Source organism: Flavobacterium sp. H4147 (genome assembly GCF_029360735.1).
GTDB classification, from domain to species: Bacteria; Bacteroidota; Bacteroidia; order Flavobacteriales; family Flavobacteriaceae; genus Flavobacterium; species Flavobacterium endoglycinae.
This window is the reverse complement of record NZ_JARKNB010000001.1, coordinates 399,578-415,659: the sequence shown is the minus strand read 5'-3', so window position 1 is coordinate 415,659 and position 16,082 is coordinate 399,578. Positions and strand designations below refer to the sequence as shown.

Sequence of the window (16,082 nt, the reverse complement as noted above, 5' to 3'; positions counted from 1 at the left end):
TATTATACTATATGAAAAAGGTGGGTAACCATAATTCGATCTCAAGAAAATTATTACTTAGTTTGTCGCTAACGTTAATTTTCTCCCTAACTTCATTTGCTCAAGATCCTGCTGCAGCTCCTGCGGCACCTGAAGCTGCTGCTCCGGCTGCGACATCTGGTGGTGATCCGGTAAAAGGGAAAGAACTTTTTAATGCAAATTGCGCTGCATGTCACAAATTAGATGCTAAATCAACAGGTCCAGCTTTAAGAGGCGTTGCTTCTAAGCATGATATGGCTTGGATTTACAAGTGGGTGCACAATAGCTCTGATATGATTAAATCAGGCGATCCAGTTGCTGTTAAACTTTTCGAGGAAAATAATAAGGCAGTAATGACTTCTTTTCCTCAATTATCTGAAGGTGATATTGATAATATCATTGCTTATACTTCTGAAGAGAAAAAGGATCCAACGCCAGCTCCTGGTACTGCTGCAACGCCTCCGGGTACTCAAGTTGACGGTGGTGGAATCTCAAATAATGTTATTTTAGGCGCTCTTGCTGTTGTAATGGCTATTTTGGTTGTTATGTTGTTCATGGTGAACAAAGTATTGACTAAAGTTGCTGCAAATAACGGAATTGTAGTTGCTCCAAAAGAAGGTAGAACTCCAATTTGGAAAGCTTTTGCAAGAAATCAGTTCTTAGTATTGGTTACTGCTATATTTTTACTTTTGGCTAGTGGTTATTTTGTCTACGGATATTTAATGCAGGTTGGTGTAGATCAAAACTATGAGCCAATTCAGCCAATTCACTACTCACACAAAATTCACGCTGGAGATAATGAAATCAATTGTAAATATTGTCACTCTGCTGCACGTGTAAGTAAAACTGCTGGTATTCCTTCTTTAAATGTTTGTATGAACTGTCATAAAAATATTTCTGAAGTTGCTGAAACTACTGCTACGGCAGAATACAGTAAAGCATTCTACGATGCTCAAATCCAAAAATTGTATGATGCTGTTGGATGGGATAAAACGAAACAAGCATATACTGGAAAGCAAAAACCTGTAAAATGGGTTCGTATTCATAATCTTCCTGATTTCGTTTATTTCAATCACTCTCAACACGTTTCTGTTGCAGGAGTTGAGTGCCAGACTTGTCACGGTCCTGTTCAAGAGTTTGAAATTATGAAACAATATTCTAAATTAACAATGGGATGGTGTGTGGATTGCCACAGAAAGACTGATGTTAAGATGGAAGGAAATGCATATTACGAGAAGATTCATGCTGAACTTTCTAAAAAATACGGTGTAGAAAAATTAACTGCAGCGCAAATGGGAGGTTTAGAATGCGGTAAATGCCACTATTAATCGAATTATTAAGATTTTAATATTATATACAATGTCATCAAACAAAAAATACTGGAAAAGTGTTGAAGAACTAGAAAATAGTTCTATTGTTGAGGCGCTTAGAAATAACGAATTTGTTGAAGAGATTCCTACAGAAGAATTCTTAGGAAATGCTGAAGCATTAGCTTCATCAGGAACTTCACGTCGTGACTTTTTAAAGTACGTAGGGTTTAGTACTGCAGCTGTTACACTTGCTGCTTGCGAAGGTCCTGTGCACAAGTCTATCCCTTATGTTTTACAACCAGAGCAGATCATTCCTGGTGTTGCGGATTACTATGCAACTACTGTTTTTGATGGTTTTGATTTTGCAAACTTATTGGTGAAAACTCGTGAGGGTCGTCCAATTAAAATTGAGAACAATACTATCCCTGGAGCTAAGTTTTCAGCGAATGCTAGAATTCATGCGTCTATATTAGGATTATACGATAGCATGCGTTTAAAAGAGCCAAAAATAGATCATAAAAAATCTAATTGGTCTGCTGTTGAGTTGAAAATTAAATCTGGTTTAGCTGGAGCGAAAGCAAAAGGTGGACAAGTGGTATTGTTAACTAATACATTAGCAAGTCCTTCTACTGAAAAGTTGATAGGTGAATTTATTGCTAAAAATCCAAATGCAAAACACGTTGTTTATGACGCTGTTTCTTCTTCAGAAGCTTTAGATGCTTTTGAAACAGTATTTGGAGAAAGAGCTTTAGTTGATTACGATTTTTCTAAAGCCTCTTTAATTGTATCTGTTGGTGCTGATTTCTTAGGGGATTGGCAAGGTGGTGGATATGATACAGGATATGTGAAAGGACGTATTCCGCAAAATGGAAAAATGTCTCGTCACTTCCAGTTTGAATCAAATATGACATTATCAGGAGCAGCAGCTGACAAGCGTGTTCCTATGACTACAGCTAATCAAAAACAAGCTTTAGTTCAAATTTATAATATTATTGCAGGATCTTCTGTTCCAGTTTCTTTGGATGAAAAATTCAAAGCTGAAGTTGTGAAAGCGGCTCAACAATTAAAAGCTGCAGGATCAAAAGGAGTATTGGTTTCTGGAATTGAAGATAAAAATGCTCAGCTGCTAGTTTTGGCTATTAACCAAATTTTAGCTAGCGAGGCTTTCAATACTGTGGGAACAAGACAAATTAGAAAAGGTTCTAATGCTGCTGTTGCTCAGTTGATAAAAGATATGAATGCAGGAACTGTTCATACCTTAATTATGAGTGGTGTTAACCCTGTTTATACTTTAGCAGATTCAGCTGCATTCGTTTCTGGATTGAAAAAAGTTGATACATCAGTTGCTTTTTCATTGAAAGAAGATGAAACAGCTTCTATTTCTAAAGTTGCTGCACCAGCCCCTCATTACTTAGAATCTTGGGGAGATTTAGTTCTTACTAAAGGAACTTATAGCTTAACACAGCCAACTATCCGTCCAATATTTGATACGAAACAATTTCAAGATGTTTTATTATCTCTAAACGGAACTCCGGGAACTTTTTATGATTATGTAAAAGCTAATTCTGCCGGATTTATTGCTGGTTCTTCTTGGAATAAAGTGTTACATGATGGTCTTTTAGTTGCTGAAACTGGTGCATTATCTGGAGGTTCTTATGATTTCGCAGGAGCGGCGTCTGCTCTTTCAAAATCAAAAGCTGATTCAGGACTTGAATTAGTATTGTATACTAAAACAGGTATGGGAGATGGACAACATGCAAACAACCCATGGTTACAAGAGTTTCCAGATCCAATTACAAGAGTTTCTTGGGATAACTATGTGACTGTTTCAAACGCTGATGCAAAAAAATACAATTTATCAAATGAAATTGTAGCAAATGGTGGTTTAAACGGAAGTTATGCTACTATTACTACTGCTGATGGTCTTAAATTAGAGAATGTACCAGTAATTGTTCAGCCTGGACAAGCTGTTGGTACAATTGGTTTGGCTGTTGGTTATGGTCGTAAAGAGGGCTTAAAAGAAGAAATGCAAGTAGGTATTAATGCTTACGCTTTATATAAAAATTTCAACAATGTTCAGTCTGTTACCATTGCTCAAGCAAGTGGAGAACACGAGTTTGCTTGTGTTCAAGGACAAAAAACGTTGATGGGTAGAGGAGATATTATTAAAGAAACTACTCTTGAAATTTTCAACACTAAAGATGCTAAACATTGGAATGAACAGCCAATGGTATCTTTAGACCACCAAGAGGTTGAAGCTACAACTGTTGACTTATGGGAATCATTTGATCGTTCTACAGGTCACCATTTCAACTTATCAATTGACTTAAATGCTTGTACAGGATGTGGAGCTTGCGTTATTGCTTGCCACGCTGAAAACAACGTTCCTGTTGTAGGTAAAGCAGAGGTTAGAAGAAGCCGTGATATGCACTGGTTACGTATCGATAGATACTACTCTTCTGAAAGTACTTTTGAAGGTGATAACGAAAGAAAAGAAGGAATTGCTGGTTTATCTAGTTCATTATCTACATTTAATGAAATGGAAAAACCTGGAGATAATCCACAAGTAGCATTCCAGCCAGTAATGTGTCAACACTGTAACCACGCACCTTGTGAAACAGTTTGTCCTGTTGCTGCAACTTCTCACGGTCGTCAAGGTCAAAACCACATGGCATATAACAGATGCGTTGGTACTCGTTACTGCGCTAACAACTGTCCATATAAAGTACGTCGTTTCAACTGGTTCTTATACAACAAAAACAGTGAATTCGATTATCACATGAATGATGATTTAGGTCGTATGGTATTAAACCCAGACGTAAACGTTCGTTCTCGTGGAGTTATGGAAAAATGTTCATTCTGTATCCAAAGTACACAAGCAGTTATTCTTGAGGCGAAACGTCAAGGAAGAGTTGTGGGGAAAGATGAGTTCAACAATGCTTGTGCTTGTTCTGCAGCTTGTTCTTCTGGTGCTATGGTATTCGGAGATGTAAATGATAAAGAAAGCGAAGTTGCTAAATTAGCAGAAAGCGAAAGAATGTATCATTTATTAGAGCATGTTGGTACAAAACCAAATGTTTTCTATCACGTAAAAGTTAGAAACACTTAGTAAAATTATTAATTAAGAAACAATATAAAGGATTATGTCGTCTCATTACGAAGCACCCATTAGAAAACCTTTAGTTATAGGTGATAAATCATATCACGATGTAACTGTAGATGTGGCAGCACCTGTTGAAGGACCTGCAAATAAACAATGGTGGATTGTATTTACAATCGCATTAGTAGCCTTCCTTTGGGGGTTAGGTTGTATAATTTACACCGTATCTACCGGTATCGGAACATGGGGATTAAACAAAACAGTTGGTTGGGCTTGGGATATTACTAACTTCGTTTGGTGGGTTGGTATTGGTCACGCGGGAACTTTGATTTCTGCAGTACTTTTACTTTTCCGTCAGCGTTGGAGAATGGCTATTAACCGTTCTGCGGAAGCAATGACCATTTTCTCAGTAGTTCAGGCAGGTTTATTTCCAATTATTCACATGGGTCGTCCATGGTTAGCATACTGGGTTTTACCTATTCCAAATCAATTTGGATCTTTATGGGTAAACTTTAACTCACCATTGCTTTGGGACGTATTCGCGATTTCAACTTACCTTTCAGTATCATTAGTATTCTGGTGGACTGGTTTATTACCTGATTTCGCTATGCTTCGTGATAGAGCTATTACTCCATTTAACAAAAGAGTTTATTCAATCTTAAGTTTTGGATGGAGCGGAAGAGCTAAAGACTGGCAGCGTTTTGAAGAAGTATCTTTAGTATTAGCTGGTTTAGCTACTCCACTTGTACTTTCTGTACACACAATTGTATCTATGGACTTTGCTACTTCTGTAATTCCTGGATGGCATACAACAATTTTCCCTCCATACTTCGTTGCTGGAGCGGTTTTCTCTGGATTTGCGATGGTAAATACATTGTTGATCGTTATGAGAAAAGTTTCTAACCTTGAAGCATACATTACATTACAGCATATCGAGTTAATGAATATTATTATCATGATTACTGGATCTATTGTAGGTGTAGCTTACATCACTGAGTTATTCGTAGCTTGGTATTCAGGTGTAGAATATGAACAATATGCATTCTTAAACAGAGCTACTGGACCTTACTGGTGGGCATATTGGTCAATGATGACGTGTAACGTGTTCTCTCCTCAGTTCATGTGGTTCAAAAAATTAAGAACAAGTATCATGTTCTCATTCATTATTTCGATTGTGGTAAACATCGGGATGTGGTTTGAAAGATTTGTAATTATTGTTACTTCTTTACATAGAGATTACCTTCCATCTTCTTGGACAATGTTCTCACCAACATTTGTTGATATTGGAATTTTCATTGGAACAATTGGTTTCTTCTTTGTATTGTTTTTATTATACTCTAGAACATTCCCTGTAATTGCTCAGGCAGAGGTAAAAACAATTTTGAAAGGAACAGGAGATAATTACATTAGAGAAAGAGCAAATAAAGATTCACATCATGAGTAATAAAGTTATATACGCCATTTATAATGACGATGACGTTTTGATGGATGCAGTAAAGAAAACCAGAGCTGCTCATCATCATATTGAAGAGGTTTTTACTCCTTTTCCGGTTCACGGATTGGATAAAGCTATGGGACTAGCACCAACAAGATTAGCAATATGTGCTTTTTTATATGGATGTGTTGGTATTTCTGTTGCAACGACTATGATGGGTTACATCATGATTCATGACTGGCCACAAGATATTGGAGGTAAACCAAGTTTTAGTTTCATCCAAAACATGCCTTCTTTTGTGCCAATTATGTTTGAGATGACTGTATTCTTTGCAGCCCACTTAATGGTAATTACTTTTTATATGAGAAGTAGATTATGGCCGTTTAAACAAGCTGAGAATCCTGATGTTAGAACAACAGATGACCACTTCTTAATGGAAGTTGCTGTAAACGATAACGAAGCAGAACTTGTTTCTTTTTTCGAAGGCACTGGAGCTGTTGAAGTTAAAGTAATTGAAAAGAATTAATTGTAGCTATGAAAAGGATATATAAAATAACACTTTTAGTTGGTATAACTATTTTAGTTTCATCATGCCACAATAATTCGGCACCAAACTATCAGTATTTCCCAAATATGTATGAGTCTGTTGCTTACGAGCCGTATACAGAAGCAAAAGTATTTAAAGGAGGAAAAGAAGGACAGCTTCCTGTTGCAGGAACTATCAATAGAGGTTTTGAACCTTATGAATATGAAAATTCAACTGCTGGTTACGAATTAGCAAAAGCTAATTTGAAATCACCTTTGACTGAAGAAGAAAGAAATTCAGGAAAAGGTAAAGAGCTTTTCGAAATTTACTGTATCAGCTGCCATGGTGCTGCTGGTAACGGTAAAGGTAAATTGGTTGAAAGAGAAAAATTTCTTGGAGTACCTAGCTATAAAGACAGAGAAATCACTGAAGGAAGTATCTTTCATGTTGAGACTTATGGTTTAAACGCAATGGGTTCACATGCAAATCAATTAAGTGCTCACGAACGTTGGTTAGTTGCTGACTATGTTCTGAAACTAAAAAGCCAATTATAATTGTTGAACAAACTGATCGTAATAGATATGTATACATTTTCAAGTAAATTAAAAACTTTTTCTATCATCCTAATGGTTCTTGGCTTATTAGGAATTGGGTATGGTTTTTTAAGTGCACCTAAAGATATTCAAGAAGTTGAAAAATTACTAGCTGCAGATGCTCATGGTTCTCATGGTGCTGCACATGGAGAAGCTTCAGAAGCTTCTCACAAAGAAGCTGGACATCATGAAGCCGCAGAAGCTTCACATGAAGAGCACAAAGGAGGCGAGCACGCAAAAGTTAATGCTGCTGATGAACATACTGAACATTTGACTCATGTATTGCACCAATTGCAAAACAAACCATGGTCAGCTGTATATGTGGCTTGTATTTTCTTCTTATTGCTTTCTATGGGAGTTTTAGCATTTTACGCTATTCAACAAGTGGCTCAAGCTGGATGGTCTCCAGTTTTATTCAGAGTTATGCAAGGTATAACAGCTTATTTACCTGCGGGTTCTGTTATTTTCTTTATAATCTTAGTTTTATGTGGACTACACTTTAATCATATTTTTGTTTGGTTGGGTGAAGGAGTAACTGATCCAAAGAGCGCAAACTATGACGCTATTATTGCTGGTAAATCGGGTTATTTGAACTTCCCTTTCTGGATTGTAAGAGCTTTTATCTTTTTATTAGGATGGAACATTTACCGTCACTTTTCAAGAAAAAACTGTTTAGCACAAGATGAAACAAATGATGATCTTTACTACAAAAAGAATTTTAAAGCATCTGCTGGATTCTTAGTATTCTTTATTGTTTCTGAGTCTATTATGGCTTGGGATTGGATTATGTCATTTGATCCACACTGGTTCAGTACTTTATTTGCATGGTATGTATTTGCTTCTTTTTTTGTAAGTGGTATTACAACAATTGCATTGGTAACAATTTACCTAAAATCTAAAGGATATTTAGAGTACGTAAATACAAGCCATATTCATGATTTAGCTAAATTCATGTTTGGTATCAGCGTTTTCTGGACTTACTTATGGTTCTCTCAGTTCATGTTGATTTGGTACGCAAACATTCCTGAAGAGGTAACTTATTTTGTAACAAGAATTCAATTATATAACCTTCCTTTCTTTGGAGCGGTTGTTATGAACTTTGTTTTCCCATTATTAATATTAATCAATACAGATTTCAAACGTCTTAACTGGGTTGTTGTTATGGCTGGTATTGTAATATTATTAGGTCATTATGTTGATTTCTTTAATATGATTATGCCTGGTACAGTTGGAGACAAATGGTTTATCGGAGTTCCTGAAATTGCATCTATTCTTTTCTTCTTAGGTTTATTTATTTTCGTTGTATTTACTGCATTGACTAAATCTCCTCTGCTTGCAAAAAGAAACCCTTTCATTGAAGAAAGTAAACATTTTCATTATTAATATTTAAAGAAGTAAACAGATGACAAGTTTGTTGGTAATTATAGTTTTAGTTTTATTAGCAGTTGCATTATGGCAATTGACGAAGATATTTGATCTTACTCAGGTAGGTGCTTCTTCGGACGATTCTCAAGTTGCATCAGATAATGATAATAACATTCAAGGATATATTTTGTTTGGCTTTTTAGCTTTCATTTATATATTTACGATTTATGGTTTACTAAAATGGGGTAATTTGGCACTTCATACTCCTGCTTCTGAGCACGGTACTTTAGTAGATAGTTTAATGAATATTACTTGGATTTTAATTTTTACAGTTCAAGTTATTACTCAAGGTTTATTATATTGGTTTTCTTTTAAAAATAGAGGGCACAAAGACAGAAAAGCATTGTTTTTTGCTGATAGTAATAAATTAGAGGCAATCTGGAGTATCATTCCGTCTGTAGTTTTGGCTTGTTTAATTCTTTACGGATTATACGCTTGGAACAACATTATGTTTGTTGACAAAGACGAAGATGTAATTGAAATCGAATTATATGCTCAACAGTTTAAATGGACTGCAAGATATGCTGGTGCTGATAATACTTTAGGAAAAGCGAATGTAAGATTAATCGAAGGAGTTAACACTTTAGGTGTTGATATGTCAGATCCTAATTCTCAAGATGATATCGTAGTTTCTGAATTACATATCCCTAAAGGTAAAAAAGTACACTTTAAAATGCGTTCTCAAGACGTTTTGCACTCAGCTTACATGCCTCATTTTAGAGCGCAGATGAACTGTGTTCCTGGAATGGTTACTGAGTTTGCATTTATTCCTACTTATACGACTGCTGAATACAGAGAGTTGGATTTTATGAAAGAAAAAGTTGCTCACATCAACAAACTTAGAGCTGAAAAAAGCGTTGAGCTAGTTGCAAAAGGAGGTACAGCTTTAGATCCTTATACATTTGATTACTTATTGTTATGTAATAAAATTTGTGGAGCTTCTCACTACAACATGCAAATGAAAGTGGTGGTTGATACTCCAGAAGATTATAAAAAATGGTTAAGTGAGAAAACTACTTTAGCTCAAGATATTGCTGCAGCAAAAGCGGCTGAAAAACCAGCTGAAGGAGCTGCTCCAACTACAGATACTACTGCAAAAGTAAAAGATACCGTAAAAGCGGTAGTTGATACTGTTAAAGCAGTTGTAGCTAAAGTTGCGATGAAATAATATTATTAAGAAAATTTAAAGTACACATATATGTCAGCAGAAGCGCACGGTCACGATCACGGACACGATCACGAGCACGAACATCATCATAAAGACACGTTCATTACTAAATATATTTTTAGTATTGATCACAAAATGATTGCTAAACAATACTTAATTACTGGTATTGTTATGGGAGTAATTGGGATTGCAATGTCCTTGCTTTTCAGAATGCAATTAGCCTGGCCAGAAGAATCTTTCAAAATATTCAATGTTTTATTAGGAGATAAATTTGCACCAGATGGTGTTATGGCTAATGATATTTATCTAGCTTTAGTTACAATTCACGGTACCATCATGGTATTCTTTGTACTAACGGCTGGTTTGAGTGGAACTTTTAGTAACTTACTTATTCCGCTTCAAATTGGTGCACGAGATATGGCTTCCGGATTTATGAATATGATTTCATACTGGTTGTTTTTCTTATCAGCTGTAGTAATGTTATGTTCATTATTTGTTGAAGCTGGACCAGCTTCTGCAGGTTGGACAATTTATCCTCCATTAAGTGCATTACCACAGGCTATTCCTGGTTCTGGAACTGGTATGACTTTATGGTTAGTTTCAATGGCTATTTTCATTGCATCTTCTTTGATGGGATCTTTAAATTACATTGTTACTGTAATTAACTTAAGAACAAAAGGGATGTCTATGACTAGACTTCCTCTTACTATCTGGACATTCTTCGTAACAGCTATTATTGGTGTTATTTCGTTCCCGGTATTATTATCTGCAGCATTACTATTGATCTTTGATAGAAGTTTTGGTACTTCATTCTTCTTATCTGATATTTATATTGCAGGTGAAGTTTTACACTACCAAGGTGGATCTCCTGTATTGTTTGAGCACTTATTTTGGTTCTTAGGACACCCTGAAGTTTATATTGTAATCTTGCCTGCAATGGGACTTGTTTCTGAAATTATGGCTACGAATGCTCGTAAACCAATTTTCGGATACAGAGCGATGATTATGTCAGTTCTTGCAATTGCATTCTTATCTACTATTGTTTGGGGTCACCACATGTTTATTTCAGGTATGAATCCTTTCTTAGGATCTGTATTTACTTTTACAACTTTATTGATTGCAATTCCATCAGCTGTTAAAGCTTTCAACTGGATTACAACTTTATGGAAAGGTAATTTACAATTTAACCCTGCAATGTTATTCTCTATTGGAATGGTTTCTACTTTCATCACTGGAGGTTTAACTGGAATCATTTTAGGAGATAGTACTCTGGATATTAACGTTCATGATACTTACTTCGTAATTGCTCACTTTCACTTAGTAATGGGTATCTCTGCACTTTACGGAATGTTCGCTGGTATTTACCACTGGTTCCCTAAAATGTATGGAAGAATGTTAAACAAAAACTTAGGTTATATCCACTTCTGGGTTACAGCTGTTTGTGCTTATGGAGTATTCTTCCCAATGCACTTTATTGGATTAGCTGGTCTTCCAAGACGTTATTATACAAACACAAACTTCCCATTATTTGATGATTTACAAAATGTGAATGTTTTAATTACAACATTTGCTCTTGTAGGAGGTGCGTTCCAATTAGTATTCTTATACAATTTCTTTAGTAGTATTTTCTACGGTAAGAAAGCGGTTCAGAATCCATGGAAATCTACAACTTTAGAGTGGACAACTCCAGTAGAACATATTCACGGAAACTGGCCGGGAGAAATTCCTCACGTATACCGTTGGCCGTATGACTATAGTAACCCTAATCACGATGTAGATTTTGTTCCTCAAAATGTACCAATGAAAGAAGGTGAAGAAGTTTTACACCACTAAAAATAAATTAAAAGGCTGTCAGAAATGACAGCCTTTTTGTTTAGTTAAAGTTTTAAACGTTCAGTTTTACTATTTTACAAACTGATTACTTTCTATATCTTTGCAGGATGAATGAAAATCTAGATCCTACTACTAAAGGATATAACTCAGAAGAATTAGATCTTGAAAAAAGATTACGTCCGCTCTCATTTGATGACTTCGCTGGGCAAGATCAGGTTTTGGAAAATTTGAAAGTCTTTGTTGCCGCTGCTAACCAGCGTGGTGAAGCACTTGATCATGCTCTTTTTCATGGTCCTCCGGGGTTGGGTAAAACTACTTTAGCCAATATATTGGCTAATGAACTTCAGGTTGGGATTAAGATCACTTCAGGACCTGTATTGGATAAGCCAGGAGACTTAGCAGGTCTATTGACTAATTTAGATGAGAGAGATGTTCTATTTATAGATGAGATTCACCGATTAAGTCCCGTTGTGGAAGAATATTTATATTCGGCAATGGAAGACTTCAAAATCGATATTATGATTGAATCAGGACCTAATGCAAGAACAGTTCAGATTAATTTGAATCCGTTTACACTTATTGGGGCTACTACACGTTCAGGATTGTTAACTGCTCCGATGAGAGCACGTTTTGGAATTTCTTCACGTTTACAATATTATACCACAGAACTTTTAACTACAATTGTAGAAAGAAGTGCTTCGATATTAAAAATGCCTATTGATTTAGAAGCAGCTATTGAAATTGCAGGAAGAAGCCGAGGTACGCCTCGTATTGCAAATGCATTATTGCGACGTGTTCGTGATTTTGCCCAAATAAAAGGAAATGGAAGAATCGATCTGGAAATCTCAAAATATGCTTTAAAAGCATTAAATGTGGATGCACACGGATTAGATGAAATGGACAACAAAATTCTGTTGACAATTATTAATAAATTTAAAGGCGGACCTGTAGGTCTTTCTACTTTGGCAACCGCAGTTTCAGAAAGCAGTGAAACCATTGAAGAAGTTTATGAACCTTTTTTGATTCAGGAAGGATTTATTATGCGTACACCACGTGGTCGTGAAGTAACAGAAAAAGCATACAAACATCTAGGAAAAGTTAATACAAATATTCAAGGAGGATTATTCTAAAAAATATTTTATGAAACGTTACTTTTTATTTTTATGGCTTGTTTGTTATAGTTCGTTTAGTCAGACAAATTATTTTCCTCATCTTGTCTATAGTAAATCATCTCAACAAATTTTGGATCTGTATGTTCCAAAAGGGAGTTCGAAAGATGTACCTGTGGTGATTCTTATTCATGGAGGATCTTGGTCAATGGGAGGACTTGAATATACTCAAAAGCATGCTCAGGATATTGCGAATAAGGGATTTGTTGTTGCAAATGTTGATTACCGTTATATAAATGATACGATTTCTGCTAAAGATTTATTAGCAGATATTGATGCCGCTATTACTTATGTTTCTAAAAATTCTAGTAAATATGGATATGTTAAAAAAGGATATCATATCGTTGGAATTAGTGCAGGTGCTCATTTATCATTACTATATGGTTACACTTACAAGAATATAAAATCTATAACGGCTTTGTGTGCACCGTCAAGGTTAGATTCTCCTGAAGTCTTAGAGTTTATGAAAAAAATTGGCCGTCTTGATATTATTGAAAAATTAGCTGGAACTAGAATAGATTCAAGTGGAGACAATAGTGCATTAACTACGATAAGTCCGTTTAGTAATATTTCAAATATACCAACATTGTTAATTCATGGTGATGCAGATAATATAGTTAACGTTAGTCAATCTCAAAATCTTTATAATGAATTAAAAAGAAAAGGTGTAGAAACAAAATTAATTATTAGAGAGGGTAAAGGACATGATGTTGGAATGAATACACCTGACACAGAAATTCAGAATATAAAAGATATTACAGAATGGATTACGCAGTACAATAAGTAAATTGATTAATAAGCAAAACAAACGCTGTTGTTTATAGTCTTGTTTTAATTCTATACAAAATGTCTGAAAATACAAATTATAGTTATCCCACAAGACTTTCAATACTAAGATTCTTTAAAGATGCTGAAGGCGTTCGAAGGAATCCAATTCCTTTTCATAAAAGATATTTTGAGAAATTTGGGGATTCTTTTTCTATTAGAATCGGTTTAACCCGATATATAATTTTATCAAGAGACAATGAGATAGCCCAATACATTTTAGTTAAAAATCAAAGAAATTACAACAAGTCCAAATTTCAATCCGTATATCTTTCAAAATATCTGGGAAAAGGACTTTTAACGAGTGATGGTGATTTTTGGTTAAAGCAAAGACGTCTTATTCAGCCTGCTTTTCATAAACAAAAGATGAATCAGCTGGTTGATAATATGAATAAAACAATTACCGCTGAAATTGATAATTTAGAGGAAGATAAATTTTTCGATGTTTTCCCTGCAATGAGCCAGCTTGCGTTTAATGTCGTAGCGAAGTCATTATTTGAATTTTCAATTTCGGAAGAAAAACTACATAGAATAAAATTCATAATAGAAGAAGTTCAGAAATTTTTAGTTAAAGAAATCAGACTTCCGCATAAGGCATTTTGGTTTTCATTAAGCGGACAGGTGAGAAAATATTTAAATTTAGCAGCAGAAAACAATAAGATTATTCAAGAAATAATTGAAAGTAGAAATGCTTCAAATGAAGAATTTAATGACCTTCTTAATATGCTTATGGAAACCCGTTATGAAGATACGGGAGAGGGAATGTCGATGCAGCAATTAATTGACGAAATAAAGGTTTTATTTATTGCAGGTCATGAAACAACTGCCAATGCTCTGACTTTTACACTTCATTTTCTAGGAAGATATCCAGAAATCCAACAAAAGATTTTTGATGAAATCACAGAGATACAATCTCACACGGATAATGTTATTGAACAGCTTCAGAAAATGACCTATACAAATGCTGTTTTAAATGAATCGATGCGTATGTATCCTCCAGCTTGGATTACAGACAGAGAAAATGTTGAAGATGATTCTTTGGCAGCATTTAAAATCAAAAAGAATACATTAATTGGAATATCTTTTTATGAATTACACCGCAATCCAAAATATTGGGATAATCCAGATCAATTCATTCCAGAAAGATTTTTAGGCGAACAAAAGAAAAAGTCAATGCAATACTTTTATCCTTTTGGTGCTGGTCCAAGAATGTGTATTGGGACAGGTTTTGCTATTTATGAAATGTGTTTGGCAATCTCGCAGATTGTAAAAAAATATGAGATTAAGACTAAAAACGAAACAGTCAAATTTAATCCTTTAGTGACTTTAAAACCAGTTAATATTGAAGTTTCATTTTCAAAAAGATGAGTATTAATTCGAAAGAGACATATTCAAAGTTTATAAAAGAAGAGGCCAAAAGACTAGGTTTTATTTCTTGTGGAATATCTAAAGCTGGTTTTTTGGAAGAAGAAGCACCTCGTTTGGAAAAATGGCTGAATAATAACCATAATGGCCAAATGGCATATATGGAAAACCATTTTGATAAACGTTTGGATCCGACTTTGTTGGTCGATGATGCCAAGAGTGTAGTTTCTTTGTTATTAAATTATTTTCCATCTGAAACTCAAAATAGCGAAAGTTTTAAGATATCGAAGTATGCCTACGGACAGGATTATCATTTTGTCATTAAAGAAAAATTAAAAGAATTACTTCATTCCATTGAGGAAAATATAGGAGAAGTTTCAGGTCGTGCTTTTGTAGATTCGGCGCCTGTTTTAGACAAAGCCTGGGCGGCTAAAAGTGGTTTAGGATGGATTGGAAAAAATAGTAATTTGATAACACAAAAAGTGGGGTCGTTTTATTTTATTGCCGAATTAATTCTAGATTTAGATTTAGAATATGATCATTCTGTAACCGATCATTGCGGTTCGTGTACAGCCTGTATAGATGCTTGTCCTACTCAGGCTATACTAGCCCCTTACATTGTTGATGGAAGCAAATGCATTTCCTATTATACTATAGAACTCAAAGAAAATATTCCAGTTGAAATGAAGGGTAAATTCGATGAATGGATGTTTGGCTGCGATACTTGTCAGGACGTATGTCCATGGAATAGATTTTCTAAGCCGCATTCAGAACCTTTATTTGATCCAAATCCTGATTTACTTTCTTTTTCTAAGAAGGATTGGACAGAAATTACGGAGGAAACTTTTCGAAAAGTTTTTAAAAATTCTCCTATTAAAAGAACAAAATTTGAGGGACTTACCCGCAATATTTCTTTTCTAAAGTGATTCTCTTTTTCTTACTTTTTTGGCATTTGATATATTTTTATTAATATGTTGATTATCAGATATTTTATGATTTTATCATTGTTTTTATTGTAGGATAATATTGCTATTTTGTTTGATTTTTTTAAATAAAATGAATTTTTTCTAAAAAATTAAGAAAATTCTACTGTTTTGTTGTCAAATCTGCACTATTCATTGCTTTTCAAAGTTATTTTATTGTTATGAAAAGTGTATTTCAACGTTTTTCCGAGTAGTTTATCGAAGAAAGTGGTTAGTATTGAGGTGTTTGTATATTTTCGCCGCTCCTAAAAGCTACGAATCTAACCTAAGACAAAAATAAGTGTCTTTGAACCTACATAAACACTATGGTCCAAACTATACATTTCTTTTTT

At 34.7% G+C, this 16,082-nt stretch carries 12 protein-coding genes; all 12 read left to right on the top strand.

Going from position 1 to position 16,082, the window contains the following annotated elements:
• The first annotated feature begins 11 nt into the window (after positions 1-11).
• The 12 genes from P2W75_RS01805 (at position 12) to queG (ending at position 15,693) form a co-directional block, all read left to right on the top strand.
• Complete coding sequence (locus P2W75_RS01805; protein ID WP_207297785.1) at positions 12-1,346, top strand: cytochrome c3 family protein; 1,335 nt, start codon at positions 12-14, stop codon at positions 1,344-1,346.
• 31 nt (positions 1,347-1,377) lie between these two features.
• Positions 1,378-4,437 (top strand): TAT-variant-translocated molybdopterin oxidoreductase, encoded by a 3,060-nt coding sequence (locus P2W75_RS01800; RefSeq protein WP_276378675.1) that lies wholly within the window; start codon positions 1,378-1,380, stop codon positions 4,435-4,437.
• Between the two features lie 34 nt (positions 4,438-4,471).
• Positions 4,472-5,872, top strand: a complete 1,401-nt coding sequence (gene nrfD, locus P2W75_RS01795; RefSeq protein WP_012023712.1) for an NrfD/PsrC family molybdoenzyme membrane anchor subunit — start codon at positions 4,472-4,474, stop codon at positions 5,870-5,872.
• Entirely contained in the window at positions 5,865-6,389 is a 525-nt protein-coding gene (locus P2W75_RS01790; protein WP_207297783.1) for a DUF3341 domain-containing protein, read from the top strand. The genes nrfD and P2W75_RS01790 overlap by 8 nt, the downstream gene beginning before the upstream one ends.
• Positions 6,390-6,397: 8 nt before the next feature.
• Positions 6,398-6,943, top strand: a complete 546-nt coding sequence (locus tag P2W75_RS01785) for a cytochrome c (RefSeq protein ID WP_207297782.1) — start codon at positions 6,398-6,400, stop codon at positions 6,941-6,943.
• A gap of 27 nt (positions 6,944-6,970) precedes the next feature.
• Complete coding sequence (locus tag P2W75_RS01780) at positions 6,971-8,365, top strand: quinol:cytochrome C oxidoreductase (protein ID WP_276378674.1); 1,395 nt, start codon at positions 6,971-6,973, stop codon at positions 8,363-8,365.
• A 19-nt stretch (positions 8,366-8,384) separates the two neighbouring features.
• Complete coding sequence (locus P2W75_RS01775) at positions 8,385-9,575, top strand: cytochrome c oxidase subunit II (RefSeq protein ID WP_276378673.1); 1,191 nt, start codon at positions 8,385-8,387, stop codon at positions 9,573-9,575.
• A gap of 30 nt (positions 9,576-9,605) precedes the next feature.
• Positions 9,606-11,408 (top strand): cbb3-type cytochrome c oxidase subunit I, encoded by a 1,803-nt coding sequence (locus P2W75_RS01770; RefSeq protein WP_207297779.1) that lies wholly within the window; start codon positions 9,606-9,608, stop codon positions 11,406-11,408.
• A 107-nt stretch (positions 11,409-11,515) separates the two neighbouring features.
• A complete protein-coding gene (gene ruvB, locus P2W75_RS01765) occupies positions 11,516-12,538 on the top strand; it encodes a Holliday junction branch migration DNA helicase RuvB (RefSeq protein WP_207297778.1) in 1,023 nt (340 codons plus the stop codon).
• 10 nt (positions 12,539-12,548) lie between these two features.
• Positions 12,549-13,364 (top strand): prolyl oligopeptidase family serine peptidase, encoded by an 816-nt coding sequence (locus P2W75_RS01760; RefSeq protein ID WP_276378672.1) that lies wholly within the window; start codon positions 12,549-12,551, stop codon positions 13,362-13,364.
• 59 nt (positions 13,365-13,423) lie between these two features.
• The gene (locus tag P2W75_RS01755; protein WP_276378671.1) at positions 13,424-14,770 is read left to right on the top strand and encodes a cytochrome P450; all 1,347 of its coding nucleotides are present in this window, start codon (positions 13,424-13,426) and stop codon (positions 14,768-14,770) included.
• Complete coding sequence (gene queG, locus P2W75_RS01750) at positions 14,767-15,693, top strand: tRNA epoxyqueuosine(34) reductase QueG (RefSeq protein ID WP_207297775.1); 927 nt, start codon at positions 14,767-14,769, stop codon at positions 15,691-15,693. The genes P2W75_RS01755 and queG overlap by 4 nt, the downstream gene beginning before the upstream one ends.
• The last annotated feature ends 389 nt before the right edge of the window (positions 15,694-16,082 follow it).

Bases quoted from the DNA above. Each gene is read 5' to 3' on its own strand.
- P2W75_RS01805 (WP_207297785.1), top strand. From the start codon at position 12: ATGAAAAAGGTGGGTAACCATAATTCGATCTCAAGAAAATTATTACTT.
- P2W75_RS01800 (WP_276378675.1), top strand. From the start codon at position 1,378: ATGTCATCAAACAAAAAATACTGGAAAAGTGTTGAAGAACTAGAAAAT.
- nrfD (WP_012023712.1), top strand. From the start codon at position 4,472: ATGTCGTCTCATTACGAAGCACCCATTAGAAAACCTTTAGTTATAGGT.
- P2W75_RS01790 (WP_207297783.1), top strand. From the start codon at position 5,865: ATGAGTAATAAAGTTATATACGCCATTTATAATGACGATGACGTTTTG.
- P2W75_RS01785 (WP_207297782.1), top strand. From the start codon at position 6,398: ATGAAAAGGATATATAAAATAACACTTTTAGTTGGTATAACTATTTTA.
- P2W75_RS01780 (WP_276378674.1), top strand. From the start codon at position 6,971: ATGTATACATTTTCAAGTAAATTAAAAACTTTTTCTATCATCCTAATG.
- P2W75_RS01775 (WP_276378673.1), top strand. From the start codon at position 8,385: ATGACAAGTTTGTTGGTAATTATAGTTTTAGTTTTATTAGCAGTTGCA.
- P2W75_RS01770 (WP_207297779.1), top strand. From the start codon at position 9,606: ATGTCAGCAGAAGCGCACGGTCACGATCACGGACACGATCACGAGCAC.
- ruvB (WP_207297778.1), top strand. From the start codon at position 11,516: ATGAATGAAAATCTAGATCCTACTACTAAAGGATATAACTCAGAAGAA.
- P2W75_RS01760 (WP_276378672.1), top strand. From the start codon at position 12,549: ATGAAACGTTACTTTTTATTTTTATGGCTTGTTTGTTATAGTTCGTTT.
- P2W75_RS01755 (WP_276378671.1), top strand. From the start codon at position 13,424: ATGTCTGAAAATACAAATTATAGTTATCCCACAAGACTTTCAATACTA.
- queG (WP_207297775.1), top strand. From the start codon at position 14,767: ATGAGTATTAATTCGAAAGAGACATATTCAAAGTTTATAAAAGAAGAG.